27 protein-coding genes, 1 tRNA gene and 1 other RNA gene are annotated in these 26,060 nt (G+C 66.8%); 11 read left to right on the forward strand and 18 right to left on the reverse strand.

What is annotated here, in order from left to right; genetic code table 11:
* Positions 1 to 70 precede the first annotated feature (70 nt).
* Together A5775_RS09505 and ffs are read right to left on the reverse strand one after the other, a co-directional pair.
* On the reverse strand, positions 71 to 1,354 hold the full coding sequence (locus tag A5775_RS09505; RefSeq protein ID WP_156660647.1) for an aminotransferase class I/II-fold pyridoxal phosphate-dependent enzyme: 1,284 nt from the start codon (positions 1,352 to 1,354) through the stop codon (positions 71 to 73).
* Positions 1,355 to 1,495: 141 nt separating this feature from the next.
* Positions 1,496 to 1,590: signal recognition particle sRNA small type (gene ffs / locus A5775_RS09510), an RNA gene on the reverse strand.
* A gap of 65 nt (positions 1,591 to 1,655) precedes the next feature.
* Here ffs and A5775_RS09515 point away from each other — a divergent pair.
* Together A5775_RS09515 and A5775_RS09520 are read left to right on the forward strand one after the other, a co-directional pair.
* Positions 1,656 to 1,744: transfer RNA gene (locus A5775_RS09515), tRNA-Ser, on the forward strand.
* Positions 1,745 to 1,834: 90 nt separating this feature from the next.
* On the forward strand, positions 1,835 to 2,638 hold the full coding sequence (locus A5775_RS09520) for a hypothetical protein (RefSeq protein ID WP_067251125.1): 804 nt from the start codon (positions 1,835 to 1,837) through the stop codon (positions 2,636 to 2,638).
* 9 nt (positions 2,639 to 2,647) lie between these two features.
* On the opposite strand, the gene A5775_RS26035 is transcribed toward A5775_RS09520, so the two are convergent.
* The 6 genes from A5775_RS26035 to pdhA form a co-directional block, all read right to left on the reverse strand.
* Positions 2,648 to 2,779 (reverse strand): hypothetical protein, encoded by a 132-nt coding sequence (locus tag A5775_RS26035; protein WP_255362108.1) that lies wholly within the window; start codon positions 2,777 to 2,779, stop codon positions 2,648 to 2,650.
* A gap of 18 nt (positions 2,780 to 2,797) precedes the next feature.
* Positions 2,798 to 3,337: an NTP transferase domain-containing protein gene (locus A5775_RS09525; protein WP_067251410.1), complete on the reverse strand. Its 540-nt coding sequence runs from the start codon at positions 3,335 to 3,337 to the stop codon at positions 2,798 to 2,800.
* A 310-nt stretch (positions 3,338 to 3,647) separates the two neighbouring features.
* Entirely contained in the window at positions 3,648 to 5,036 is a 1,389-nt protein-coding gene (gene lpdA / locus A5775_RS09530) for a dihydrolipoyl dehydrogenase (protein ID WP_067251128.1), read from the reverse strand.
* Positions 5,036 to 6,250 (reverse strand): dihydrolipoamide acetyltransferase family protein, encoded by a 1,215-nt coding sequence (locus A5775_RS09535; RefSeq protein ID WP_067251130.1) that lies wholly within the window; start codon positions 6,248 to 6,250, stop codon positions 5,036 to 5,038. The genes lpdA and A5775_RS09535 overlap by 1 nt, the downstream gene beginning before the upstream one ends.
* Positions 6,251 to 6,639: 389 nt before the next feature.
* Complete coding sequence (locus A5775_RS09540) at positions 6,640 to 7,647, reverse strand: alpha-ketoacid dehydrogenase subunit beta (RefSeq protein ID WP_067251133.1); 1,008 nt, start codon at positions 7,645 to 7,647, stop codon at positions 6,640 to 6,642.
* 5 nt (positions 7,648 to 7,652) lie between these two features.
* Entirely contained in the window at positions 7,653 to 8,768 is a 1,116-nt protein-coding gene (gene pdhA / locus A5775_RS09545) for a pyruvate dehydrogenase (acetyl-transferring) E1 component subunit alpha (RefSeq protein WP_067251135.1), read from the reverse strand.
* A 157-nt stretch (positions 8,769 to 8,925) separates the two neighbouring features.
* Between pdhA and A5775_RS09550 the strand changes: the two genes are divergently transcribed.
* Positions 8,926 to 9,399 carry an Lrp/AsnC family transcriptional regulator gene (locus A5775_RS09550; RefSeq protein WP_067251138.1) on the forward strand — a complete coding sequence of 158 codons (474 nt, stop codon included), beginning with the start codon at positions 8,926 to 8,928 and terminating at the stop codon, positions 9,397 to 9,399.
* 17 nt (positions 9,400 to 9,416) lie between these two features.
* Here A5775_RS09550 and A5775_RS09555 read toward each other — a convergent pair whose 3' ends face one another.
* Genes A5775_RS09555 through A5775_RS09570 form a run of 4 tightly spaced genes read right to left on the reverse strand, consistent with a single transcriptional unit; the run spans position 9,417 to position 13,638 of the window.
* Positions 9,417 to 10,484 carry a Glu/Leu/Phe/Val dehydrogenase family protein gene (locus A5775_RS09555; RefSeq protein WP_067251140.1) on the reverse strand — a complete coding sequence of 356 codons (1,068 nt, stop codon included), beginning with the start codon at positions 10,482 to 10,484 and terminating at the stop codon, positions 9,417 to 9,419.
* A gap of 42 nt (positions 10,485 to 10,526) precedes the next feature.
* On the reverse strand, positions 10,527 to 11,747 hold the full coding sequence (locus A5775_RS09560; RefSeq protein WP_067251142.1) for an XdhC/CoxI family protein: 1,221 nt from the start codon (positions 11,745 to 11,747) through the stop codon (positions 10,527 to 10,529).
* A gap of 23 nt (positions 11,748 to 11,770) precedes the next feature.
* The gene (locus A5775_RS09565) at positions 11,771 to 13,012 is read right to left on the reverse strand and encodes an amidohydrolase family protein (protein WP_067251144.1); all 1,242 of its coding nucleotides are present in this window, start codon (positions 13,010 to 13,012) and stop codon (positions 11,771 to 11,773) included.
* Positions 13,009 to 13,638 carry a TetR/AcrR family transcriptional regulator gene (locus A5775_RS09570; protein WP_067251146.1) on the reverse strand — a complete coding sequence of 210 codons (630 nt, stop codon included), beginning with the start codon at positions 13,636 to 13,638 and terminating at the stop codon, positions 13,009 to 13,011. Before A5775_RS09570 ends, A5775_RS09565 begins: the two co-directional genes overlap by 4 nt.
* A gap of 123 nt (positions 13,639 to 13,761) precedes the next feature.
* Between A5775_RS09570 and A5775_RS09575 the strand changes: the two genes are divergently transcribed.
* From A5775_RS09575 to A5775_RS09610, 8 genes are read left to right on the forward strand one after another with little or no spacing between them, the layout of a single operon-like run.
* Positions 13,762 to 14,748 carry an LLM class flavin-dependent oxidoreductase gene (locus tag A5775_RS09575; protein WP_067251148.1) on the forward strand — a complete coding sequence of 329 codons (987 nt, stop codon included), beginning with the start codon at positions 13,762 to 13,764 and terminating at the stop codon, positions 14,746 to 14,748.
* A gap of 20 nt (positions 14,749 to 14,768) precedes the next feature.
* On the forward strand, positions 14,769 to 15,203 hold the full coding sequence (locus A5775_RS09580) for a nuclear transport factor 2 family protein (RefSeq protein ID WP_156660637.1): 435 nt from the start codon (positions 14,769 to 14,771) through the stop codon (positions 15,201 to 15,203).
* A 20-nt stretch (positions 15,204 to 15,223) separates the two neighbouring features.
* Positions 15,224 to 16,000, forward strand: a complete 777-nt coding sequence (locus A5775_RS09585) for an alpha/beta fold hydrolase (RefSeq protein ID WP_197512457.1) — start codon at positions 15,224 to 15,226, stop codon at positions 15,998 to 16,000.
* Between the two features lie 9 nt (positions 16,001 to 16,009).
* Positions 16,010 to 16,873: a xanthine dehydrogenase family protein subunit M gene (locus tag A5775_RS09590; protein WP_067251155.1), complete on the forward strand. Its 864-nt coding sequence runs from the start codon at positions 16,010 to 16,012 to the stop codon at positions 16,871 to 16,873.
* Positions 16,870 to 17,355: a (2Fe-2S)-binding protein gene (locus A5775_RS09595; RefSeq protein ID WP_067251157.1), complete on the forward strand. Its 486-nt coding sequence runs from the start codon at positions 16,870 to 16,872 to the stop codon at positions 17,353 to 17,355. The genes A5775_RS09590 and A5775_RS09595 overlap by 4 nt, the downstream gene beginning before the upstream one ends.
* The gene (locus tag A5775_RS09600) at positions 17,352 to 19,709 is read left to right on the forward strand and encodes a xanthine dehydrogenase family protein molybdopterin-binding subunit (RefSeq protein ID WP_067251160.1); all 2,358 of its coding nucleotides are present in this window, start codon (positions 17,352 to 17,354) and stop codon (positions 19,707 to 19,709) included. Before A5775_RS09595 ends, A5775_RS09600 begins: the two co-directional genes overlap by 4 nt.
* Entirely contained in the window at positions 19,706 to 20,092 is a 387-nt protein-coding gene (locus tag A5775_RS09605; protein ID WP_067251162.1) for an SCP2 sterol-binding domain-containing protein, read from the forward strand. Before A5775_RS09600 ends, A5775_RS09605 begins: the two co-directional genes overlap by 4 nt.
* Positions 20,093 to 20,095: 3 nt before the next feature.
* On the forward strand, positions 20,096 to 21,007 hold the full coding sequence (locus tag A5775_RS09610; protein ID WP_067251164.1) for a DUF1028 domain-containing protein: 912 nt from the start codon (positions 20,096 to 20,098) through the stop codon (positions 21,005 to 21,007).
* Here the strand turns inward: A5775_RS09610 and paaK are convergent.
* From paaK to paaA, 6 genes are read right to left on the reverse strand one after another with little or no spacing between them, the layout of a single operon-like run.
* Positions 21,002 to 22,333 (reverse strand): phenylacetate--CoA ligase PaaK, encoded by a 1,332-nt coding sequence (paaK, locus tag A5775_RS09615; RefSeq protein ID WP_067251166.1) that lies wholly within the window; start codon positions 22,331 to 22,333, stop codon positions 21,002 to 21,004. The two genes, A5775_RS09610 and paaK, sit on opposite strands and share 6 nt — an antisense overlap.
* 21 nt (positions 22,334 to 22,354) lie before the next feature.
* On the reverse strand, positions 22,355 to 23,422 hold the full coding sequence (gene paaE / locus A5775_RS09620; protein WP_067251168.1) for a 1,2-phenylacetyl-CoA epoxidase subunit PaaE: 1,068 nt from the start codon (positions 23,420 to 23,422) through the stop codon (positions 22,355 to 22,357).
* Position 23,423: 1 nt separating this feature from the next.
* Entirely contained in the window at positions 23,424 to 23,930 is a 507-nt protein-coding gene (gene paaD, locus A5775_RS09625) for a 1,2-phenylacetyl-CoA epoxidase subunit PaaD (RefSeq protein WP_255362109.1), read from the reverse strand.
* Entirely contained in the window at positions 23,924 to 24,832 is a 909-nt protein-coding gene (paaC, locus tag A5775_RS09630) for a 1,2-phenylacetyl-CoA epoxidase subunit PaaC (RefSeq protein WP_067251173.1), read from the reverse strand. Before paaC ends, paaD begins: the two co-directional genes overlap by 7 nt.
* Positions 24,833 to 24,846: 14 nt before the next feature.
* Positions 24,847 to 25,146 carry a 1,2-phenylacetyl-CoA epoxidase subunit PaaB gene (gene paaB, locus A5775_RS09635; protein WP_067251175.1) on the reverse strand — a complete coding sequence of 100 codons (300 nt, stop codon included), beginning with the start codon at positions 25,144 to 25,146 and terminating at the stop codon, positions 24,847 to 24,849.
* Positions 25,127 to 26,056 carry a 1,2-phenylacetyl-CoA epoxidase subunit PaaA gene (gene paaA / locus A5775_RS09640; RefSeq protein ID WP_067251177.1) on the reverse strand — a complete coding sequence of 310 codons (930 nt, stop codon included), beginning with the start codon at positions 26,054 to 26,056 and terminating at the stop codon, positions 25,127 to 25,129. The genes paaB and paaA overlap by 20 nt, the downstream gene beginning before the upstream one ends.
* Positions 26,057 to 26,060: the final 4 nt, after the last annotated feature.

Below are 26,060 nucleotides of genomic sequence, written 5' to 3' on the forward strand. Positions count from 1 at the left end.
GCAGGCTACCGGCGCGCGCTGACTAGAGCGCGGCTGGCGTCTGCCCTCAGTGCGCGGTCAAAGCCGTCGGTCAGACTCGATCGCGAGCCAGCAGCGACTCCGAAGCCGCCAGCAGCGCGCAGATGGCCAGGCCGTCGACCGCGTCGCGCAGATCCGGCAGCGCCGGGAAGGTGGGCGCGATCCGAATGTTCGTGTCGTCCGGATCTTTCCGGTACGGGAACGACGCACCCGCCTCGGTCACCGCGATCCCGGCGTCCTTGGCCAGCGCGACGGTCCGCTTGGCCGTGCCGGACAAGACGTCGAGGCTGATGAAGTAGCCGCCCTTGGGGTCGGTCCACGACGCGATCTTGGAATCGCTGAGCCGCTGATCCAGGATTTCGGCCGCCAGCGCGAACTTCGGCGCCAGGATCTGCTGGTGCCGCAGCATGTGCAGGCGCACCCCGTCGGCGTCGCGGAAAAAGCGCAGGTGCCGCAGCTGGTTGATCTTGTCCGGTCCGATCGACTTCTTCCCCGCGTGTTGCAGGTACCAGGCGATGTTGCCCAGCGATCCGCCCAGGAAGCTCACGCCCGCGCCCGCGAACGTGATCTTGGAGGTCGACGCGAACACATACGGTCGATGGGGGTTGCCGGCCGCGGCCGCCAGGCCGAGCACGTCGACCTGCCGGATGAAGTCGTGCGTCAGGGTGTGCACCGCGTACGCGTTGTCCCAGAACAGCCGGAAGTCGGGTGCGGCGGTCCGCATCTGGACGAGCCGCAGCACCGTGTCCCAGGAGTAGGTGACCCCGGTGGGGTTGCCGAACACCGGCACGGTCCACATGCCCTTGATCGCCGGGTCGGCAGCGACCAGTTCCTCGATCAGGCCGATATCGGGGCCGTCGGACAGCATCGGGACGGGGATCATCTCGATGCCCATCGTCTCGGTGATCGCGAAGTGCCGGTCGTAGCCCGGGACCGGGCATAAAAACTTGACGCTGGGTTCGTCCTTCCAGGGCCGCAGCGAATCCACACCGCCGTACAGCATCGAGAAGGCGACGAGGTCGTGCATCAGCTCCAGGCTGGAGTTGTTTCCCGCGATCAGGTTCTGCACCGGGATGCCCAGCAGCTCGCCGAAGATGGCTCGGAGCTCCGGCAGGCCGTGCAGGCCGCCGTAGTTGCGGGTGTCGGTGCCCTCGCTGTCGCGGTAGTCATCGCCGGGCAGGCTCAGCAGCTGGTTGGACAGGTCGAGCTGGGCGGGGGCCGGTTTGCCGCGGGTCAGGTCCAGGGCCAGCTTCTTGGCCTGCAGATCCGCGTAATCCTGTTGGTGGCGAGCGTGCTCAGCGGCAAGCTCGGCGGGGCTGAGGGACTCCAGCGACACCATGGACCCTTTCGCTTTCGAACGCGTGAGAGGTGGCGATCGCAAGCGCGGCGAAGCCGGGCGCAGCGGGTCGCCACTCATGGACCTAGTGGCGATCGCAAGCGCGGCGGAGCCGGGCGCAGCGGGTCGGCACCCGTTTAACCTAGGGGACCCCGCGCACCCGACAGAGCCCATTGACCCTTGCTGCCTTCCGGCCCTGGGGGAGTTCACAGGATAGACGCCGCGCGGGGTCCACCGAGAGTCTAATACCTGAGCCGGAGCAACTGGCGGCCGCCGTCCGGCCCTCGGTTACCATTGCCACGGAGGATTCGCCTAGTGGCCTATGGCGCTCGCCTGGAACGCGGGTTGGGTTAACAGCCCTCGCGGGTTCAAATCCCGCATCCTCCGCCATCGGTCCGCCCGGCGGACACGCACAACGCGGTTTGGTATCGAGTCGATCGCCTTTAGGCTGGCTCGAGCCAACCCAGCATGAGGAGGCTTATGGGGCGCAAGGTCGCCATCCCGTGGCACGCGTCATTCACGATCGCTGCCGGCTTCCTCTACTTCTTCTTCGTGTTGCCCCGCTGGCCTGAGTTGATGGGTGACACGACGCATTCGTTGGGGACGGCGCTGCGCATCGTGACGGGTGCGCTCGTCGCGCTCGCGGCGCTGCCGGTGGTGTTCACGCTGCTGCGCACCCGCAAGCCGGAACTGGGCACCCCGCAGATGGCGCTGTCCATCCGGGTCGCCTCGATCGTGGCCCACGTGCTGGCCGGCGTGCTGATCATCGGAACGGCGATCAGCGAGATCTGGTTGAGCCTGGACGCCGCCGGACGGTGGTTGTTCGGGATTTACGGCGCGGCCGCCGCGATCGCGTTGCTCGGCTTCTTTGCCTTCTATCTGTCCTTTGTCGCCGAGTTGCCGCCGCCGCCTCCCAAACCGATCAAGGCGAAGAAGCCCAAGAAAGCCAAGAAAAAGGGTCTTCGCGGCAAGAAGGGCGAGGAGGCTGACGCGGAAGCGGCCGCCGACGAAGAAGCCGAAGCGTCCGAAGCCGAGGCCGACGAGCCCGACGAGACGGACGAGCGGGCTGACGCCGAAGCGGCCGCCGAACCGGACGCCGACGAACCCCAGGAGACCGAGGCAGCGCCGGTCGCCGACACGGCCGACGCCGCCGAGGCGACCGAAGAGGGCGACGAGCCGCGAGCCAAGTTGCAGAACCGGCGCCCGACGGGCAAGGGATCGCATCGGATGCGCAGGCGCACCCGGGGCGGCACCGCGGTGGACGAAACCGTGGACGAGGACTAGCGAGCGCAATCAGCGGCGTACCACCGCGAGCACCATCGGGATGGCCGTGTTCTCGTCGGTGTGATAACTCGCGCAGAAGCGGTAGTACCCGTCGGCGATCTGCACCGGAACACCGGTCGTGAAGTCGCCCAGGTGTTCCAAGTCAGCCGCGACGGCTGACTACGGTTCGTCGATGTCGGCCCCGCTGGCGAGGTCGCTGCAGTCCACGTTCTCGACATCGTCGCGGGTGCGCAAGTAGGCGCCGGCACCCGAGTCCCCCGATATCGCGGCCAATACGCCCGGCCAGTGCCGGCGTGCGATCACGACGGGGTGGCCCGGCCGTTCATCGAACCAGGCTCGGCCTAGTCCTTCGCGTGAGGCCAACGCGCGGTGCAGGACTCGGGCAACAACCGCCGCGCCGACGTCGGGGGTGTCGATGAGGTGCAGCACGGCGTAGTCGGCGTCCATGCGCTCCGCCTGAGCCAGCCCGGTGCGCACCGACGCGCTCAGCCCCCTTTCCCAGTCCGCAGCGGTAACCGTAACCACACCAGGTGGAGCCGGGATCTCCACAGCGCCGAGCACGAGCACGACGGTTCCGCACCCGCCGTCGCGCAGTGCTCGCACCGCGATCCGCAGCCAGTCGTCCACCAGCACCTTGGGCTTGCCGTAGCGTCGCCCGGCGCCGGCGGCCAACAGCACTCCAACGACACGTCGGCTCATGGCCTCATTGTTGTCGTGAATGCAGCCGTGAGCCTCGCCCAGCAGCTGCCCGGCCACCGCCCCAGCGACGCGATGATGTCCGCCGTGACCGATACGGCTGTTGCCTCCAAAGCATGCGGGCACCGAGATCCAGGGCGATCCCTGCCTCGGTCAACCCCCTGCGCCCAACCGCCGCAACGGGTCATCGTGCGTGCGGCGCGACCGCCTGGCTGACCGTGGGCAAGCCAAGGCCCGCAGCGCCGGCACGTCGCCCTCCGGATCGTGGGTAGGCACGCAAATGGCGGTCCAGGCATCGATCACGCCAGCGGAGTCACACGTGTGCATGCAGCGGCGAGCCGGCCAATGCCAGCACCGCTTCGCCCAGTGCCTCGTTCTGGGTGGGATGGGCGTGGACAAGCGGTGTGACGTCCGTAGGCAGCGCTTCCCAAGCAACCATCAGCTGGGCCTCCCCGACCAGCTCGCCAACGCGATCGCCCACCATGTGGACACCGACCACCGGGCCGCCACTGTCGGCTGGTCCGCGGCGAATTACCTTGACTCCACCCGCAGTTCGTAGGATCTGGCTCTTCGCGTTGCCGCCGAGGTCGTAGACGATCGCGGTGATATCGCCATACTGCTCGCGCGCCGACGACTCGGTGAGTCCCACCGAAGCGACCTGCGGGTGGGCGTAGGTTACCCGCGGAATCAGCTGGTCCGCCAGCAGTACCGGGTCCCGGCCGGCAATCTGTTCGGCAACGAAGATGCCATGCGCGAAGCCACGGTGGGCCAGTTGTGCCCCGGCCACGAGGTCGCCGACCGCGTAGACGCCGCCGTGGTTGGTACTGAGTCGGCGATCGACCGCCACAAACCCGCGATCCGTGGCGATTCCGGCCTCGGCGAAGCCGGACGATCTGGGTTCGCGGCCGACGGCGACCAGCAACACGTCAGCCCCCATCGCCTCACCGCCGGCCAATTCCACGGCAACCCCGGCGCCGTTCTGTCTGGCCGCGGTGACGGTCGCGCCGGTCTTGACCGTGATACCCCGACGACGCAGCGCCCGTTCGAGCGTCATCGAAGTCCAGTCGTCTTCGCCCGGCAACAGCCTGGGCATGGCTTCCAGCACTGTCACCTCAGCGCCGTACGACGCCCACATGCTGGCGAACTCGACGCCAATCACACCGCCGCCGAGCACGATCGCAGTCCGCGGGATCTCGGGCAACTGCAGGGCGTGATCGCTGGACATGATCCGGTCACCGATCGGGATGTTCGCGATGGCTCGAGAGGTGGAACCGGTCGCCAAGACCACCGCCCCGCCGGTGTAGGGACTGCCGTTCACGACGATGGTGCGGTTTCCGACATAGCGGCCGTCACCCTGGATGACCGTGATACCGCGGCCGGCGATCAACCCGTTCAGTCCGGTGTGTAACCGGTCAACCACCGACTGCTTGTAGGCGTGCACGGCCGCCATGTCGATGGCGTTCAGGGTTGCGCGCACACCGAAACGTTCGGCCGCGCGCGTCACGTCGGCGACCTCGGCCGCATGCAGGAGCGCTTTGGTGGGAATGCAGCCGCGGTGCAGACACGTGCCGCCAACCTTGTCCGCCTCGATCAGGGCCACGGAGAGACCCAGTTGACCTGCCCGCAGCGCACAGGCGTAGCCAGCCGAGCCGCCGCCGAGAATCAGGACGTCGCTGTGCTGGGCAGGCTGGGAATCGCCCATCACAGCCGCGCCAATGCCGCGATCGGGTTCTCGATGAAATCGCCGAACAGCCGCAGGAATCCGCCGGCGGTAGCGCCGTCACACACCCGGTGGTCGAAGCTCAGCGATACTTGCGTGATTTTCCGCACGGTTAATGCGCCGTCGACCGCCCACGGCCGGTCGATGATGCGGCCGATACCCAGGATCGCCGCTTCGGGGTGATTGATGATCGGTGTGGACCCGTCGACACCGAAGACGCCGTAGTTGTTCAGCGTGAATGTCCCCCCGGTGAGCCTGGCGGGCGGGAGCTTGTCGTTGCGTGCCAATGTTGTTGTCTCGGTCAACACATCGGATAAGGCAAGTACGTCGAGTGTGTCGACGTTCTTGATTACCGGGACCACCAGCCCGCGCGGGGTTTGGGCCGCGATTCCCAGGTTGACATGTCGGTAGCGGACGAATTCCGATCGTGCGGTGTCGACCGACGAATTGAGGTCGGGGAACTGACGGAGTGCGGCGACGGTGAACCGGGCCAGTAGCGCCAGCAGGCTGACCTTGCGGCCCGCGACCTCCTGGACGGATCGTCGGGCGTCGAGCAGCCCGGTGGCGTCGACATCGACCCAGGTGGTCGCATCCGGAATCTCGCGGCGGCTGATTGAGAGTTTCTCCGCAATTGCCTTGCGCATGCCGGTGATTGGGGTGCGTTGTTCGTCTTGCATGCTGGTTGCGGTCTGAGTCAGGGCGTGTTCGACGTCTGCGCGAGTGATTACGCCGCCCGGTCCGGGGGCCGGCAGGACAGTGAGGTCAACACCGGTGTCGCGGGCCACTTTACGCACCACCGGCGAGATAACCTTGGTCGTGGCGGCGGCTGGAGCGATCGGCTGCGGTACCGGCGTGCGATGGCGGCGACGCCTACTGCCCGCTTCACGGGTTCCGTAACCGACCAGCACATTTCCCGAGCCCGCCCCAGCGCCAGGTTCGGTCGCTTCAGGCTCATCAGCGCTGATAACGGTGATCAACGGAGCGCCCACGGCCAGGGTTGAACCCACGTCGCCGTGCAGTTCAATCACCTTGCCCGCGAATGGGACCGGAACCTCGACCGCCACCTTGGCGGTTTCGACCTCGACGACCACCTGGTCGACGGTCACGGTGTCGCCAACCCGCACTCGCCAGTCCGCGATGACGGCCTCCGCAAGGCCCTCACCGAGGTCGGGCAGCACGAATGTCCGGTCGGTCATTAGGGCACCATCTTTGTTGCGGGTCTCGTTTGCTGTTCGTGGATAGGACTCGGCGGGAACCTAAGTGGCTCATCCCCATTGGTTGGGCCGTCTGCGCCAGGCTTGGCAGGTGAGGTCTCCCGCAACCGGCTGACACCAGCTGCCGACAACCGAGGGCTATCGAACACCCGGCTCGCCGTGGCCCTGGGGCAGTTGCGGGGTCGATGCCGGCGCCACTGCGCGGTGCCCAGGGCGTGCCCGACGGTCACGAGCACGGGTATGAGTAGCGGGAACAAGATCAGCAAGAGCATCAACGACAGGGTTCCGATGGCACTGAGCACGGATTCACTCCTCTTGTTCGGTATTCATATCGCGTTGACGGGCAATGCTTCTCACTTGACGATGTGTCGTTATGAGTGGGCCGGAGCCCACCGGGTGTCGATGCGGTCGTCCCATTGAAGCCGGCCGAGTGCGTCGAGAATCCGGTCGCAGCAGGGCAGGTGCAACCCCTCGAATTTGGGTGCTGGGTAAGGGATGTCGAATCCGCAGACGCGCAGCACCGGCGCGTGCAGGTGATGGAAGCAGCGTTCCTGAACCCGGGCCGCGATCTCGGCTCCCACCCCGGCGAATCCCTGGGCCTCGTGCACCACTATGCATCGACCGGTCTTTCGCACCGATGCCGCGACGGTCTCGTCGTCAAAAGGGACGATCGACCGCAGGTCGATTACTTCGACGTCGCACCCGTCGTCGGCAGCAGCGGCTGCCGCCTGCAACGCGGGATCGACCGCAGGCCCATACGCGATCATCGTGGCGGCGTGTCCCGGCCGGAGGATTCGCGCTCTCCCGATCGGGGCGCCACGCTCGAGGTCGACGTCGTCGCGGGAAAAATATAGGCGTTTGGGTTCGAGGAACACCACCGGATCGGGGTCGTCGATCGCGTGCCGCAACAGACTGTAGGCGTCCGCGACCGACGCCGGCGCAACGACTTTGAGGCCGGGGGTGTGCGCGTAGTACGCCTCGCTGGAATCGCAATGATGCTCGACCCCGCCGATACCGCCGGCGAACGGTATCCGGATCACCATCGGTGCTGACAGCGCACCTTTGGTGCGGTTCCTGAGCTTGGCGACGTGGGACACGATCTGCTCGAATGCCGGGTAGGCGAAGGCGTCGAACTGCATCTCCACCACCGGGCGAAAACCCGCCATCGCCATGCCGATGGCGAACCCGATGATTCCCGATTCGGCCAGCGGGGTATCGAAACACCGATCCTTGCCGAACGTTTTGGCCAGGCCGTCGGTGACACGGAAGACGCCACCCAGGTCGCCGACGTCCTCGCCGAATACCAAGACGGCTTCGTCCTCCTCGAGTGCGTCGCGGAGCGCGGTGTTGAGAGCCTGCGCCATGGTGATCACGGTCATCTTTGTCAGGCCTCCCGGGCCTCGGCGGCTAATTCCGCTCGCAGCTGCAATTGTTGTTCGCGCAGTTGACTGGTCGGTTCGGCGAATACGTAACGGAAAAGGTCGTCGGGATCGGTCGGCCGATCGGCGTTAATCGCCACTCGTAGCGCCGCGGCGCGGTCTTCGGCTTCGGCGGCGACAGCACTGACATGGGCGTCGTCAATCAGGCCTTCGGCGCGCAGGTAGGTATCGAGCCGGGCGATGGGGTCCCTCGCGCGCCAGTGCGCGACTTCGTCGTTGGTCCGATACCGGGTTGGATCATCGGCGTTGGTATGACCCTCAACGCGGTAGGTATGAGCTTCGACGATTACCGGGCCATTGCCGTCCAGCACATAGCTACGCGCTTCATCCATCACCGCCAGCATCGCCACCGGATCGTTGCCGTCGACCTGCTCACTGCCGATGCCATATCCGATACCTTTGTGCGCCAACGACGGGGCGGCCGTCTGCCGCGCCAGTGGCACGCTGATCGCAAAACCGTTGTTCTGCACCAAGAAAATCACAGGCGCACCGAAAACCGCCGCGAAGTTCAGTGCTTCGTGAAAGTCGCCTTCACTGGTCGCACCGTCGCCGCAAAGCGCCAGCACCACCGCGTCGATGCCTTTGCGGGTCTGGGCATGCGCCAGCCCAGCCGCGTGGAGAAGCTGGGTCGCCAACGGCGTGCACTGCGGTGCGGTGCGGTGGCGTGCCGGGTCGTAGCCGCAGTGCCAATCGCCTGCCACCATGGTGAGGATTTCGACAGGATCCACACCCCGGGTGACCAATGCCATCGAATCGCGGTACGTCGGGAACATCCAATCCACGGCCCGCAGCGACATCGCGGCGGCGACCTGACAGGCTTCCTGTCCTCGTGCTGACGGATACACCGCCAACCGACCCTGCTTGGTCAGCGCCGTTACCTGTTCGTCAAAACGGCGCCCCAGAACCATGTTTCGATACATGTCGACCAGTCGTTTGCCGGACGGACGGAGGTACCTCGCAGCGCTGTTGGTGAGCTGACCCGTCGGGTCGAGGTACTGCACGGGAGCGTCGGCTGGAAGAAAATTCGCGTATGTCGTGCCAATCTGCTCAACCACCGACACAACTGCCTCCCAATTTGACTACCTGCGCTCCAATCGTCGGGGTTTGCGGCCATTAGTGCATCATGACCGCAGAATTTACGGATGTATTGGTCTGGCCTGAGGCGCTGGTATGCATACTGTTCATAACCCCGATCGAACTAGGCGAGGCGGCGAACACATGGACGACGACACGACGGCATCTCTGGAACTCGACGATGTCGATCGGCGGCTGATCCGGGAATTGGTCAACGACGGCCGGGTGTCGATGCTGGAGTTGGCCAAGCGTGCGCACATCTCTCGCACCCACGTGTACTCGCGGATCGAGCGGCTCGAACAGCGGGGCATCATCGAGGGGTTCACCGCCCGAATCAACCTGGAAAGGGCGGGGTTTGCGACGTCGGCGCTGATCGCGTTGTCCATCCAACAGGACGCCTGGCGCGGCTTGTCGGCACAGTTGAAGACACTGCGGTTCGTCGAACGGTTCACACTGGTGGGCGGCGACTTCGACGTTCTCGTTGTGGTCCGCGCGCCCGACAACGCGACGCTGCGCACGGTGGTGCTGGAACGGCTGCACGGCATGGCCGGCATCCGCTCAACCCGCACCTGGTTGGTATTCGAGGAGTGGAATGGCTTGCCGGCCAATTGGTTTTGAACAGCATTAGGGCTACGTCAAGCCGGAATCACCGCGCCCACGGCCCTCATCCGGCGACGGGCCAGTATCCGGGCGGCGGCGTCGGTGGTAATGCCCTCGGCCTCACTGATCGCGTAAACCTCGATGACGGTATCTCCGATTCGTCTGGTGTGCTGTGCGACAGTGTCGTCGTCCCACCCGAGCACTTCGCGGCCGACAAGGTGGAACGCGCCGCCGGCATTGGCGACGAAGTCGGGCGCGTACAGAATGCCGCGGTCGCGCAGAATGGCACCAGCCTGTTCATGGGCAAGGATGTTGTTGGCCGCCCCGACAATCGCGGACGTGGTCAGCCGCGCGGCAGTTGCGCTGTCGATGACACCGCCCATCGCGCACGGGGCGAAGATATCGCAACGTGTGGTCGAGACGTCTTCGGGTTCGACGACCGTGCAACCGAATTGACGAGCCCATGTCAGACGCGCAACGTCGGTGTCGGAGACCAACAATCGGGCGCCCGCTTCCGACGCGAGAGCGGTCAGTTGGCCGCCGACCGCGCCCAGCCCCTGGATCAGAATGGTCAGCCCGTCGAGCGCTCCGAGGCCGCCATGTACGGCGGTAGCCTGCATGGCTTCAAACACCCCGAGCGCGGTGTTGACGGCGCTGGACCCGGCGCCGCCGCGATCCGCCGAGCGGCCGAACACGAATTCGGTTGTCTCGTTGAGGATGTCCATGTCAGCGGAGTTGGTGTTGACGTCGGGTCCCGTCCAGTAGGTGCCGTTGAGCCGGTCGATGTTCTCGGCATGCAGTTCCAGGATCCGCTGCCAGGTCGCCGCTTCGATGTCTTTGCGCGGCGACGGAAGCACGATCACGGATTTCCCACCGCCCATTGGAAGGCTGCTCACCGCCATCTTCAACGTCATTGCCTCGGCGAGTCTCCCGGCATCCTCTAGGGCGCCGGAAAGCGACGAATACTGCGCCGCCCGGGTGCCGCCGGCCGCCTGCCCTAACCGCGTCGAGTCCACCCGGATGACAAACGATGCCCCGGTCTCGGGGTCGTGCCGGGTCACCGTCAATTCCCCGTCCCAGCGCAACACATCGTCCAAACTCATGATGAAGCCCCTCTGGCCGGCAACCCTATACGTCTACAGAACCTAGGTATTCGACGATAGATTTGCATCTGTACCCGCGAAGATGGAAACAGATTGTCCGCACCCGCCGGATCGGAGCACATCATGTTCAGTCGGCCGAGGCACGACTCGATCTCGGAGGGCATGTTGCGTGGATCCCGCAAACGGGTGAATGGGCGCATCGGTCCCGGTCAGCCGGCCTCCGTTCCCGCCACCGCGATCCGCGATGATCTCCGCGGCGATCGAGATCGCCGTCTCCTCGGGCGTGATCGCACCGAGTTGAAGACCGATGGGCGCCCGCAACCGGCCCAATTCCTGTTCGGTCAATCCGATTTCACGCAGCCGAGCCGCACGGTCAGCATGGGTCCGTCGGGAACCGATCGCGCCGACGTACGCCGGCCGCTCCTTCCAGCCCTCGTCACGCAGGGCAAGTTCGAGTAAGGGGACATCGAATTTCGGGTCATGGGTCAACACCACCAATACGGTGCGACCATCAACGCGACCGGCGTCACGCTCCGCCCTGAGGTAACGGTGTGGCCACTGCGCCACGATGTCGTCGGCATCGGGAAGCCTTGTCGGCGTGGCGAATACCGCCCTCGGATCGCAGACGGTGACGTGATAGCCCAGAAACGTGCCGATTCCCGCGGTGGCTGCCGCGAAGTCGTTTGCCCCGAAGACGATCATCCGGGCCTGCGCGCGATGCGCGGACACGAAGATCTCGAGTTCGTCGTCCATCCCACCGCCTGTTGGGCGGTAACGCAGCACCCCCGGGCCCCCGGCGTTCCGCGTTCCGCGCACTGTCCGCGTCACATCCGCGTCGGCGCGAGCTGAGCCCAGCGACCCGCTGATCGAACAGGATCGGACGATCAGTCGGCGGCCCACCAGGGCCGGGTCCCCCGCCCGAATGGTGGTTGCGACAACGATCAGCTCCCGTTTCGGGCCGACCACTTCGCCGAACTCCGGATAGCTGTCGCGGTGGATCCGCTCAATGAAGACCTCGAGGGTGCCGCCACAGGTAAGGCCTGCCTCAAAGGCGTTGCTGGCCAATCCGAAACGCTGCAGAACCGGTACTCCGTCCGTGCGGACCTGGAGCGCCAGTTCATACACCGCCGATTCGACGCATCCGCCCGACACGCTGCCAGTGACCGAACCGTCCTCGGCGACAAACATCATCGACCCGGGCGGCCGAGGCGCCGAATCCCACGTTCGAACCACGGTCGCTGCCGCGACCGCTTCGTCGCGCATCCACCGCCGGCGAATCTCCCCTGTCACACCCACTGCGCAATCCGCGTGGAGGTCTTGTCGACATGGATGGTGCCGCGGTGGATCACCGCCCGTACCCGCTCGGACAAGCCGCGCACGCCGATGTCAGTGCCGTCCAACAGCACGAGGTCCGCTCGCTTGCCGGGCGCCAACTCACCGATCTGGTCACCGACACCGAGTAATTCGGCCGCCGACGTTGTTGCCGCGCGCAGCGCATCGGGCGGCGACAGGCCCTGGTCATGCATCAGTTCGAGCTCGGCGAGGTTGTGCCCGTGCGGCGCAATCCCGGCATCGGTCCCCATCGCGATGCGGACACCGGCGGAGTGCGCGAGCCTCAGCGATTCGTCGTGTGCCTCGACCACATCGGCCACCTTTGTCCGAGTGGTCGCGGTGATGCCAGCGCCAGTCTGCGCCAGACGCAAGAGGGCGCGCGGTGCGGATAGTGTTGGCACCAGCCAGGTTCCGTTGTCCACCATCATCGCGACCGCTTCCTCGTCGAGATACACGCCGTGCTCGATGGAACGAACACCGCAACGCACCGCATTCTTGACACCATCCGTGCCCTGCGCGTGCGCCATGACGTGGACCCGCGCGGCTCGTGCCTCAACCATCATCACCGCAAGTTCTTCGGAGGCGAGGTGCGCGCGGCGAGGGTCACTGCACGGGCTGATGACCCCACCCGTGGTGGCGACCTTGATGACGTCGGCGCCGGCGCGGACCAGTTCTCGGACCTTGCGGCGCATCTCGTCGACGCCGTCGACAATTGTCGACGGGCAGCCAGGGTAGGACGGCCACAGGGCGTGCACGCACTCGCCTGATGGCATCCATTCGTCGGCGTGGCCGCCGGTCTGGCTCAGCATACCGACCGCGATTTGCATGTCGGGGCCGTCGATCAGCCCGGTGGCCACCGCCTGTTTGACGCCGAGATCCGCGCCGGCGGCATCTCGGACAGTGGTCACTCCGGCGTGCAGGGTCAACCGCAGGTTGCGGACTGCCTGAAAGAACCTGAGCGAGAACGGACTTTGGATCAGCCGCAGTACGTCGACATCGTCGAGCGTGACATGAACGTGGCAGTCGACAAAACCCGGTACCACCAGGTGTCCGGTGGCATCCAGCGCGGTGTCGCCGTCCAGGCCCGGCCCCACCTCGACGATCTGTTCACCGTCGACGACCACATCGGCGGGCGCCGCCGTTCCGGAGACCGGATCAAAGACAGTCCCACCGTGGACGAGCAGCCGTGGGCTCACGGTCCATCCGCCGATTGCCGGTAGAGCGTGTTAATCCAGATGGTTGTCAGCGCGTCGGTGGCCGCGGCCGGGTCGGCGAACGGTCGCTGCCCGAACGACGCCAGCAGGTAGCGCTCGTTCATCCACGTCAGGGCGCGCGCCACCTCGTCGGGCTGCGCAATCTGGCTGCGGCCCCCCGCAATGTCCGCTTGGATCCGGCGCGCGGTCGCCGTGACGAGGCCCTCAGCCAGAGCGGAATACAGCTCGCTGATCTCCGGGTCGTATCTCGCGGTATCCGAGATCGCCTGGATGAGCCGACCATGTTCGACGAATATCTCGGTCAGGTCGGCCAGGCTGTGCCGAAGATCGGCGGCCGGATCATCGTGATCGGCCATCCACTCGTCGGCGACATGACCCAACTCCAGACCGACGTCGTCCAGCATCGCCATCAGCAGATGCTGACGATCCTCGAAATGCCGGTAGAAGGCGGTACGGGCGACCTCGGCCGCGGAGGTGATGTCGTCGAGCGAGATCTCAGCCCAGGGCTGGTTCTCCAGCAGGCGATGGGCCGCGTCGAGTAGCCGTCGTCGGGCATTGCGCCGGTGTTCGCGCCGGCGCGCCTGCAGATCGCTTTGTCGCGTCGTCACGTCGCCAAGTCTGGCACGTTGAGACGTTATGTTCAACTACAACGTTGACACCGTGTCACAGATGGCGTTACGGTGTCCGCGCCGATGATCCCATCGGCTGATCGAGCGACGAGGGGTCGGACCGTGCGGGTCAGTTTGTCGTTTACCGGGTTCGGCTCAATCCTTGCCGACCTGCCGGCCGTCCGGGCCGCCGACGAGAACGGCTTTGACGGTCTGTGGTACGCCGAACACATCTGCGCGCACGACGCGGTGGTGCCCGCGACCGTGTACTTGCGGGAGACCGAGCGGCTCGAAGTCGTCCTGATGGGGATCAGCGCCGCCGGACGTCACCCCGGCGTGGCCGCGATGGAGCTGGCGTCGCTGGCCGAAATCGCACCGGGCCGGGTCCGGGCGGCAATCGGGACCGGGGTGCCGGACATGATCGCCACGCTCGGCAAGTCGATCGACAAGCCGATCGCGTCGACGATCGCGCTGCATCGTGCGCTCAAAAGCGCGCTGGCCGGCGACGAGCTGACCGCCGAATTCCCCGGGTTCCGATTCGAGCAATACAAGTTGAACCCGTTGTCCGTGCCGCCCGCGGTGGACATCATGGCCGTGCGCCCGCGGATGGTGGAAACTGCCGCCCGCTATGCCGACGGTGTCTGCTTGAGCGCCGGCTCATCGCGCAAGTACCTGGCCGAGACCGTGCAACGGGTGGAGGCGACACTCACCGACGCCGGCCGCCCGCGTGACAGCTTCCGCATTTCCGCTGTGGTCACCGCATTCATCACCGACGACGTGCAGACGGCCCGCATTCAGGTGGCGGAGCTGCTGTCGGCGTTCGATCCGGGCACCACCGAATACCTTGCCGCCGGGGCGATCCCGGACGGGGCGCTGGTGGAGGCATTCGCTAGGGGTGGTCCCGTCGAGGCCGTCAGGGTCCTCACCCCCGAGGTCGTCGATGCGGTGGCGATGGTGTGCCCGCCCGAAGCCGTCGGCGATTCGTTGGCGGCCTACGCCGAGACCGGCATCGATGAGATCGCGATCGTGCCATTCGCGCCCCCCGACCAGTTGCCCGAACTCATTACGCACATAGGTGAGTGCCGTCCGCTGCTCGCCGCCCGACCCTGATCGAAGAACGGAACACGTCCATGACCGAAAGCCTGCTCGACGGCGACGCACAGGAGATCATGCGCCTGCATCGCGAATTCGTCGACGCCAACGGTCCGCTCGATTCGAGGTACCTGCGTCGACGCGTGACAGCAATACCCGACGAACTGGTCTGGTACAACCTCAACGGCGCGGTCTACGTCGGGCAGGATCACATAGCGCAGCTGTGGGACATGCTGTCGTCGGCCATGGGGGGCGAGGCAATAAGCGGCGAGCTCCGGGACGAGCGCATCGAGGTGGTCGGCGATGTCGCCTGGGTGACCTACCTCAACCACTACCAGGCCGACTTCGGCGACCTGGGCAACTACAACGCCGGCATGCGCAGCACCGAGATCTGGCGGCGCCGCGAAGGCAACTGGGAGCTGGTACACGCGCACTTCTCCGCCCATGCGCCCGATGCGACCGGTGAACGGTAGCGACCATGGAGCGATTCTCGGTGTCAGGTCCGGTCGGTCTGATCGGGGGTGTACGACGAACATCTGACGGACCGGGAACGCCCGTCGTCTTCGTCCACAACATCAACGGCGCCGCCGCACAGTGGTCGCCGGTGATGGAGGCACTCGCCGACCGCACCACGGTGGCTGTCGACCTACGGGGACAAGGGTTTTCCGACCCCGGCGGAACCTACGGTGCCGCGGATTACGCCGCGGACGTCGCGGCGGTCATGGACGGTCTCGGCATTGCGCGCGCCCATCTGGTGGGCGCCTCGTTCGGTGGCAGCGCGTGCGTCACACTCGCGGCTACCCAGCCGGCGCGAGTGGCGTCGGTGACGGTGATCGGTGGAGCGCTGCGCGTCGCCGATGTGGACAGCGCCGCTGTCGTCGGTGAGTTACGCCAGCTCGGCCCGAGGCTGTTCTTCGAGAAGTTCGCCGCGCTGAGCTTTGCGCCCGGTACCGACGACGCGCTGCTTGCCGACTCGGTCCGCTGGGCGGTCCGCAACGACAGCACCACGGTCGAGCACATCATCGACGGCGCATTCTCAGCCGACATTTCCGCAGCCGCAAGCCAAGTAGACGCACCGGCTCTGGTGCTGACCGGCGAACACGATCAAACATGCCCCCCGGTGCTCGGCGCCGAGTTCGCAGCGGCACTGGGTACCCGGTGCCGCGTGCTGGCTGGGCGCGGGCACTTGGCCCACATCGAGGATCCGATGCTCGTCGCCGGGTTGATCGACGAACACCTGCGGCACATCGACAGCGTGCCGATCCACTGAGGCTTTGCAATGCATCCGGCTCCATTCGACTACCTGGCGGTTGCTTCAGTCGACGAGGCCTGTGCTGCCCTAGGTGAAGATCCCTGCGATACCCGGGTTCTCGCCGGCGGACAGAGCCTGATGCCACGGATGGTCCGCAGGCTGGAGCGGCCCCGACGGCTGGTCGACATCACCCGGATCGCCGAACTACGCGATCTGCACGCCACAGTCGATGGATTGCGCATCGGCGCCGCCGTCACCCAACGCACCACCGAGTTCTCTGCCGCAATCGCCGGTTTCCACGTTCTCGCGCAAGCGCTTCCCCGCGTGGGCAAAGTGACCACACGCAACCGGGGCACGGTATGCGGCAGTATCGCCCACGCCAACCCGGCGGCCGAACTCGGTGTCTGTCTGCTCGCCCTCAGGGGTGAAATCACCGCCGTCTCATCGAATGGGTTCCGGCAGGTCGCAGAACAGGACTTCTTCCGGGCACCCCATCGAACCGACCTGCGACCCGGCGAGTTGGTGCACAGCGTCAGGTTTCATCGGCCGAAGCCCGAATCTGTCGGGTATTTCGACGAAGTCACGCTGCGCGGTGCCGGCGACACGCCACTGATCAGTGCCGCCGTCACCGGCAGCATCGTCGATGGCGAGGCCACCGGCGTGCGCATCGTGGTCGGCGGCGCCGGGCAGATACCCGTGCTCGCCGATCCGGCGAGCACCGGCGGGCTGTCCGGGCGACTCGACGACGACGCGGTCGAGCATGCCGCCCATACCTTTTCGGCGGGCCTCTCCTTCACCGGCGACCCGCACGGCTCCGCGGACCATCGCCGTCGGCTCGCCGTACATATTGTCGTGCGGCTGTTGCGTCGGCTACGGAAGGACCTGCCGTGACCATCGAGCTACGGGTGAACGGTAGACGGACCCGCGCGGATGTGCCCGCGCGGATGTCGCTGGCCGACTTCCTGCGCGAGCGGCTCGGCCTGACCGGTACTCATATCGGCTGTGGTCAAGGGCTGTGCGGCAGTTGCAATGTGTTACTCGACTCTCGTTCGGTGCGAGCGTGTTTGACGCTGGCGGTGCAGGCCGACGGGTCGGATGTCGTCACGATCGAGGGCCTGAGCCACCCGGCGGAGCCCTCTGCGGTCCAGGACTGCCTGATACGACACCGTGCGCTGCAGTGCGGCTTTTGCACCCCCGGATTCGTGGTGTTGATCGAGGAACTGCTGGCCGAGGTCGAGGCGGGCGCCCGGCCCACACCGGCGGAGCTGCGGGACCGGCTCGCCGCCTCGTTGTGCCGGTGTACGGGTTACGCCCCGATCGTGGCCGCCACGGAAGAACTCGTCGCAGCCAAGGTCGTGGAGCAGAGCCGATGAGCCCGGCGCGCCAAGTCGGCGCCGCGCCACCGGGGCTGCACTTGCGGCGGTTGGCGGCCGGCGGTGGCCGGTATTTGGCCGACGAGTACGCGGCCGGCGAACTGCATCTGGTGGTGGTCCGCTCACGCGAACCGCACGCCCGCATCACGGTGGACCCGCGACGGGCCCGTGCCGCGCCCGGCGTTCACGCGGTGCTGGTCGGCTCTGATGTTCGCGACGCTACCGAGCCGATGGGGATGATGTGGAATGCGCAGATCCAGGCCTCCGCCCCCACCTGGTGCCTAGCGACGGACAAGGTCCGTTACGTCGGTGAGCCGATCGCCGCCGTCGTCGCCGACGACGCGTATCAGGCGGAGGACGCCGCCGAACTGGTCGAGGTCCACTACGAGCGGCTGCCCGCGGTGGTCGACGCGCGTCCGGACAGCCAGCCACTGCTCTACGACGATTGGCCGGATAACGTGTTCGGCCGCAACCGTTTCGAGGCGGGCGATGCCGCCACCGCGCTCGACGATGCGGCGGTGGTCGTCAGCGGGCGCTACACCAACAGCCGCGTCGCTGGATTGTCGTTGGAGGCCCGCGGGGTACGCGCCATCTGGGATATCACCGGCGAGTCGGTCACGGTTTGGACCTCCACGCAATCGCCGCACCAGGTCCGCAGCTCACTCAGCGCGACGCTGCGGGTCCCGGAGAGCTGCGTCCGCGTGCAATGTCCCGACGTCGGCGGCGCGTTCGGCAACAAGGCGTGCGCCTACATCGAGGAGACTCTGGTGGCCTTCGCGGCCCGCGCCGTACGCCGGCCGGTCCGCTGGATCGAGGGCCGGTCGGAGGCGTTCGTCGCTACGGTGCACGGTCGCGGCACGGTCGTCGACCTCGATTTGGGATTCACCGCCGACGGAGCGATCTCCGGGCTGCGGGCCAATGTCCTGCTCGACTGCGGCGCGACGCCGTACATGGTGGGCTGTGGGACCGGGATGGTCACCGCGGCGACGGTGCTCGGTCCGTACCGAATTCCCGACGCGCTGTCCGAGTTGGTGGCCGTGGTAACGAACAAGACACCGATTGGCGCCTACCGCGGATTCGGCATGCCCGAAGCGACGTTCGCCATCGAGCGCGCGATGGACGAGGGCGCGCGGCGACTCGGCATCGATCCGATCGAGATCCGCCGGCGCAACCTGCTCCGCCCCGACGAGCTTCCGTATTGGACGGCGGCAATGATGTGTTTGGACAGCGGACGCTACAGCGAGTTGCTGGATCTTGTTGCCGCGCAGATCGACTGGCCCCGGACGCGGCGGGAGGCTGGCGAAGCCCGCGACCACGGGCTCCTGGTTGGCGTCGGTGTCGCATGCTACCTGGAGGCCACCAATTTCGGCCCGTCGTTGACGGCGGCGATGATGGGGATCAACAGCCCCGGCCACGACCGCGCCGTCGTCCGGATGGATGAGTCGGGCTTGGTCACGGTGTTGACCGGCCAGATTCCGATGGGTCAGGGACTCGAGACGGTCCTGGCGCAGGTCGCCGCCGACGAGCTCGGAGTGCCCCTGGAGTCGGTGTCGGTGATCTGCGGGGATACGTTGGCTTGCCCGTATACCGGGTACGGCAGCGGCGGCAGCCGGGGCGCCGGGGTCGCCGGTTCGGCGGTGATGATGGCGTCGCGGCGGCTGCGTGAGCGGATGCACGGCATTGCCGCCCACCTGCTGGAGGCCGCCGATCCCAGCGCGGTGCGCGACGTCGAGGGTGGCTTCGCCGACGAATCCGGCTGCACGGTAACCGTTTCCGCGGTCGCCGAATCGGCCTATCAGGCTCGGGATCTTCCACCTGGTACCGAGCCCGGGCTGGAGTCGTCGTATACCTACGATCCGCAAGCGTTCGCGTTCGCCTATGGCGCGGTGGCCGCTGTGGTGGAGATTGACCGCGACACCGGGGCGGTGTCGGTGCAGCGCCTGGTGTTCGGGCACGACTGCGGCGTGCAACTCAACCCGGCCAACGTCGCCGGGCAGATCATCGGCGGCGCCGCCCAGGGACTCGGCGCGGCGCTGTATGAACAGCTGCCGTATACCGCCGACGGGCACCCGGTGGTCGAGTCGCTGTGGGACTACTTTCCGCCGCTGCCGGCCAACATGCCCGCAGTCGAGCTGGTCCACCTGGAGACACCATCGCCGTTCTCGCTCAACGGCGCCAAGGGCTGCGGAGAGAGCGGCGCGATCCCGCTGCCCGCGGTGCTGGCCAACGCCATCCGCGATGCGCTGGATTCGGAGAGCAGCGAGGTCGTCGACAGCATTCCGATCACCGCGGAACGCTTACTGGCCGTGCTCGATGGAGAGAACACCACCACTCAACCGAGGGAGACAGTATGAAGTACGCATCGCAGGAATGGCTGGATCGGCAGCGCGAGCTGCAGCAGGCGTTCGGTCGGCGGCCCGGCGCGTCGGCGCGGGTGCAGTATCGCCTCACTCACGCTCCCGACGGTGATGACATCCGCTATTTCGCCGACGTGCAGGATGGCCGCATCGTCGACCAGCGGATCGGCGACGACCCGGCTGCCGACGGCACCATGTCGGCGTCGTACGCCGATTCTGTCGCGATGCTGCGCGGCGAGCTGGCGCCGAATGCCGCGTTCATGGAGGGCCGGGTCAAGCTGTCCGGCAATGTCGCGAAACTGGCGGCGCTGATGCCGATTACGCAGACCACTGAATACCGCAATCATTACGCGCAGCTCGTCGAGGAAACCGAATTCTGACCGATGACGTTCTCGTTACTGGCTCGCGAGCCGGCCACCGGTGCGTTGGGTGTTGCATCCCAATCCCACTATCTCGGCGTCGGCGCGGTGGTGACGTGGGCCGAAGCGGGCGTCGGCGTGGTGGCGACCCAGGCGATTCCGGACCGTGCCTACGGCCCGCGGGGCTTGGCGTTGATGAGGCAAGGCAACTCCGCTGCCGAGGCATTATCGCTACTGCTCGACGCGGACCCCCATCGGGAGCTGCGGCAAGTCGCCTACTTGGACTCGTCGGGGTGCCTGGGCATCCACAGCGGGAACCGGTGTGTCGCGGCGGCCGACGTCGCGGCCAACGAGCACGCCGCCGCGCTGGGCAACATGCTGCACAGCGACGCGGTGCTCGGCGCGATGCTGCGCGGCTTCGAGCAAGCCGAGGGCGATCTGGCCCATCGCCTGATCGCCGGCCTGCGTAGCGGCGACCGGGCGGGCGGCGACATCCGTGGCAGCCAGTCGGCCGCGCTGCTCGTTGTCGACGGTCGGCGCACCGACGCACCCTGGGAGGGCCTGCTGCATGACCTGCGAGTCGACGACCACGCCGATCCGATCGGCGAACTGGCTCGGCTCGTGGAGCTCCACGACGCATTCGACAACGTGTCGCGGGTGGTGTTCGACCCGTCGGGCGCCATACTCGGTGCTCAGCGATCCGACGCCGAATTCACCGCGGCCGCAGCCGCACTCGCAGCCGCCGACGGTGTGCTGGACCCGAATCCCGAGGCCACATTCTGGTCTGCGGTGCTGCACGCCCGCTGGGGCCGATGCGACGAGGCTCAACGGCTGCTGGCCGACGCCACCCGGCGCAACCCGCGCCTAACACGATTTGTGGCGCGGCTGGCCGATGCCGGGATTCTGACCGCGGAGGACGCCGCGCTGCTGTCATGAGCGCCGCCCGCGTTCGACAATGCGGGTGGCCTTGCCGGCCGAGCGCTCGATCGAGCCGGATTCCACGACGCTCACGATGACGCTGACGCCGATCCGGTTCTTTATCTGCTGCGCCAGTGCATCAGCGGCGAGTTGACGGTGCTCGACGGCAACGCCGGGGCGGTGCTCCACCCGAACCGTTAGCTGCTCGAGCCGGCCCGGACGGTCGAGCACACACTGAAACTGCGGCGCCAGGGCGCGCTGAGCCAAGACCAGTTCCTCGATCTGGCTGGGAAATACGTTCACGCCGCGCAGGATCATCATGTCGTCGCTGCGCCCGGTGATCTTGCGCATCCGGCGCATGGAGCGAGCGGTGCCGGGCAGCAGCGCGGTCAGGTCGCGGGTGCGATACCGGATGACCGGAAACGCCTCCTTGGTCAACGACGTGAACACGAGTTCGCCGTCACTGCCATCGGGCAACACCTCTCGGGTGTCCGGGTCGACGATCTCCGGGTAGAAGTTGTCTTCCCAAATGTGCAGACCGTCCCTGGTTTCCACACATTCCTGCGCGACGCCGGGACCCATCACCTCAGAGAGGCCATAGATGTCGACGGCATCGATCCCGACGCGGTGTTCGAGCTCGGCGCGCATCTCCTCGGTCCATGGTTCGGCACCGAAAACACCGACGCGCAGCGACGTGCTGCGTGGGTCGATGCCCGCCGCGTCCATGGCGTCGACGATGGTCAGCATGTAGGACGGGGTGACCATGATGGCGTCGGGCGCAAAGTCGGTGATCAGCTGCACCTGGCGTTCCGTCATGCCACCCGACATCGGAATGACGGTGCAGCCGAGTCGTTCGGCCCCGTAGTGGGCACCGATCCCGCCGGTGAAAAGCCCGTAACCGTAGGCGATGTGGACCTTGTCGGTGGAGCGGACACCACCGGCGCGCAGCGAACGGGCGACCAGGCTGGCCCAGGTGTCAATGTCGGCAGCGGTGTAGCCGACGACGGTCGGACGCCCGGTAGTGCCGGAGGACGCGTGCAGCCGCGCCACCTGCGACTGGGGCACGGCGAACATGCCGAACGGGTAGTTCGCCCGCAGATCGGCTTTGGTGGTGAACGGGAACAGCGCGAGGTCGCCGAGCTCTTTGAGGTCGCCGGGGTGTACCCCGTGGGCGTCGAATGCCGCCCGGTAGTGCGGAACGTTGCTGTAGGCGTGCCGCAGGGACCATTGCAGCCGGCGCAGCTGCAGCGCGCAGATCTCGTCGCGGGAGGCGGTCTCGATCGGCTCGAGGTCATCCGGCGAGCGGGGGACCCGCGGGGCGGGACGGTCGACGGTTTCGGTCATAGCTGACTCCTCGGTCGCGGGTCAGGCGTCGAAGTCGACGGCGACGGTGTCGCTGGACGGAAACGATTGGCAGGTCAGCACGAAACCAGCGTTCACTTCCGCGGTTTCGAGCGCGTAGTTGCGGCGCATGTCGACGGCACCGTGAGTCACCTTGGCGCGGCAGGTGCCACACACTCCGCCCTTGCACGCGAAGGGCAAGTCGTCACGGCACCGTTGCGCGGCGTCGAGCACCGTGCTGTGCCGTGGCAGGCTGAGGGTGCTGGAATGCCCGTCCAGGATGATGGTGACCTCGCTGGTGGGCCCGTCCGAGCTGGTATCGATGTGGTGGACCGGTTGCGGGGCAACATCTTCGACGAAGAACAGTTCCCGATGGACCCGGTCCTCGGCGACGCCGAGGTCGCGCAGCACCTGTTGGGCCGCGACGACCATGCCAAGCGGCCCGCACAGCCAGAAATGGTCGACGGCGCCGATCGGGACAAGCGTTTTCAGCAGCGCCTGGATGCGGGCGGCGTCGAGACGGCCGCTGAACAGGTCCACGCCGCGGGGTTCGCGGGAGAGCACGTGGATCAATTCGAATCGGGCCCGAAAGCTGTCCTTGAGGTCGGCGAGTTCCTCGGCGAACATCACCGAGTTGACGTGCCGATTCCCGTAAAACAGCGTCACGTGCGAATCCGGTTGCCGCAGCACGCTCTCGGCGATCGAGAGGATCGGCGTGATGCCGGATCCCGCGGCGATCAGCACGTGTCGTTCACCGCTCTGCGGTGCTGCGGCAAAGCTGCCCGACGGTGTCTGCGCCTCGACCGTGTCGCCGGGACGGATGTCGCGGACAAGCCACGGGGAGAAGTTGCCGCCCGCGACTTCCCGCACACCGATCCGTAGCGGCGCGCCGGACGGCGCGCAGATCGAATAGCTGCGCCGTTCTTCGTTGCCGTCCACGGTCTTTCGCACCGTCACCGACTGTCCGGGGCGGAACGCGAAGTCGACTCGCAGCTCGTCGGGTATCGCGAACGTGATGGCGACGGCGTCGGCGCAGAGGTGCTGCACCGCGGCAACCGACAGCGGGTGAAATGGTCTGGTGCGGGTGGGCATCCTAGATCTCCTTGACCCGCTCGAACGGCTCGGCGCAGGACCGGCAGCGGTGCAGCGATTTACACGGTGTGGCACCGAATTCCGAGGTCATCTCGGTGTCGACCGATCCGCACCGCGGGCAGCCGACCACCTGGCGACGCGGAGTCAGCGTGAGCAGCACCGGGCCGGCGCCCGGGCTGGCCACGACCCCGGGCGGCGCGATGCCGTAGTCGGCGAGTTTGCGCCGGCCGTCGGCGCTGATCCAGTTCGAGCTCCACGCCGGGCTCAGCGTCGTGCGGACCTGCGCGTCGGCGAACCCTGCCGCGACCAGCGCCCGTCGCAGATCAGCTCGGATAGCGGCCATCGCGGGGCAACCGGAATAGGTGGGCGTGATGGTGACGACCACCCGGCCCTGCTCGTCGCAGGACACGTCGCGTAGCACCCCGAGGTCGGCAAGTGTCAGCATCGGCATCTCCGGGTCGGTGACCGCGGCGACGGCGCGCCGCGCCCGGTCCAGCGGGATCACCACTGCCCCAATGGGTGTGACCGGGCGACCGACTGCATCTCGGCGAGCAGGACTCGCATCGCTTCGGTGTGGCCGCCGTCGCGCCCGGTCCGGCCACCCGGAGTCGCCATCGCCGGAATCGGTAGTTCGGCGGCGTGAAGCACCTGCGTCATCACCGTGTCGAACTCGGCACGCAGGTCCGCCGGGTCGACACCGGCGCCGACCGTCGCCAGCCGGGTCTCGATGGGATGGCCGGTGAACAGCTCACCGACGTACGGCCAGACCACGGCGACCGCCGCATCGACGCGGCGACGGGATTCATCAGTACCGCAGGCCAGCGTGATCAGCCAGCGCGCGGCGTAGTCGCGATGGTAGGTAACCTCTTTGACGCCCTTGGCCGCCACCGCCGCCAGCACGGGATCGCGGGAGCTGCCCAACCGGTGCAGCAGCGCCAGCCGGTAGGTGGCGAAGACGAGCAACCGGGTGATGGAGACAGCGAAGTCGCCGTTGGCCGGTTCGACCAGCCGCACGTTGCGGAACTGCGGTTCATCGCGGAAGAACGCGAGCCTATCCTCGGCGGAAACGGGCGAACCCGCGGGCAGGACGGGGACCACGTCGGGGTCGGCGACCGCGGCGCGGGCCAGCAGCAGTCGCGCCTGGCCGAGCAGGTCCAGGCCGATATTGGCCAGTGCCACTTCCTCTTCGAGTTCGGGTGCGCGGGTGACCCATTGGGTCAGGCGCTGCGCGGCGATCAGCGCGTCGTCGCCGAGCATCAGGCAGTAGACGGCCAGATCCGCCCCGTCGATGCCGTCGGCAAGCCGGGTGTCCACCCCGGCCAGCGGGTCGTCAAAGCTGGTCCCGAACGCCCACTGGTCGGCGGCGTCAAGGTCGACGAGGCCGGCGTAGGCCGAATCGTGGTCAATCATGGCTGGTCCTCACCTCACATGTGCGCGACGGTGTCGGGGATGTCGTAGAAGGTGGGATGGCGGTAGACCTTGTCGCCACTGGGCGCGAAGTACGGGTCTTTCTCGCTGGGGCTCGATGCGGTGATCGCCGCGGAGCGCACCACCCAGATGCTGACGCCCTCGTTGCGTCGGGTGTAGACGTCGCGGGCGTGGCGTAGGGCCATCTCGCCGTCGGCGGCGTGCAGCGATCCCACATGGACGTGGTTGAGGCCACGCTTGCCGCGGACGAACACCTCATACAGCGGCCAGGCGGCATCAACCTGCTTGTTGCTCATCGTGTTTCCTCTTGTCGGCGAAGGCGGTAGCGGCCTCCCGTACCCAGCGGCCTTCGTCGTGGGCGGATTTGCGGGTGGCGATCCGTTCTTCGTTACAGGGGCCGTCGCCGTTGACGACCGCCATAAACTCCGACCAGTCGGGCGCGCTGAAGTCGTAGGATCCGCGTTGCTCGTTCCACACCAAACCGGAATCGGGAAAACGGACCCCGAGGACCGCGCCCTGCGGGACCGTCATGTCCACGAACCGCTGTCGCAGCTCATCATTGGTGTGGCGTTTGATACCCCAGGCCATCGACTTGGCGGTGTTGGGTGACTGGTCGTCGGGTGGCCCGAACATCATCAATACCGGCCACCACCACCGATCCACCGCGTCTTGCACCATGACACGTTGGGCATCGGTCCCGCGCATCATCGTCATCAGCAGTTCGTAGCCCTGCCGCTGGTGAAACGACTCCTCCTTGCAGATCCGGATCATCGCGCGGGCATAGGGTCCATACGAGCTGCGACACAGCGGCACCTGATTGCAGATCGCCGCGCCGTCGACCAGCCAGCCGATCACGCCCACGTCGGCGTAGCTGCGCGTCGCGTAGTTGAAGATCGAGGAGTACTTCTGCTGGCCGGCAATGAGTTTCGCGGTCAGGTCGGCGCGGTCGGCGCCCAGGGTTTCCGCAGCCGAATACAGGTACAGGCCATGGCCGGCTTCGTCTTGCACCTTGGCCAACAGGATCGCCTTGCGGCGCAGCGACGGCGCCCGGGTCAGCCAATTGCCCTCGGGCTGCATCCCGATGATCTCCGAATGCGCGTGCTGGGCGATCTGGCGGATCAGCGTGTTGCGGTAGCCGTCGGGCATCTGATCGCGCGGCTCCACCCGCTGCCCGGCGGCGATGACCTTGTCGAAGGTGTCCGTCATCGGA

Origin of the sequence: Mycobacterium sp. 852002-10029_SCH5224772 (assembly GCF_001667315.1) — a bacterium.
Taxonomy (GTDB): Bacteria; Actinomycetota; Actinomycetes; order Mycobacteriales; family Mycobacteriaceae; genus Mycobacterium.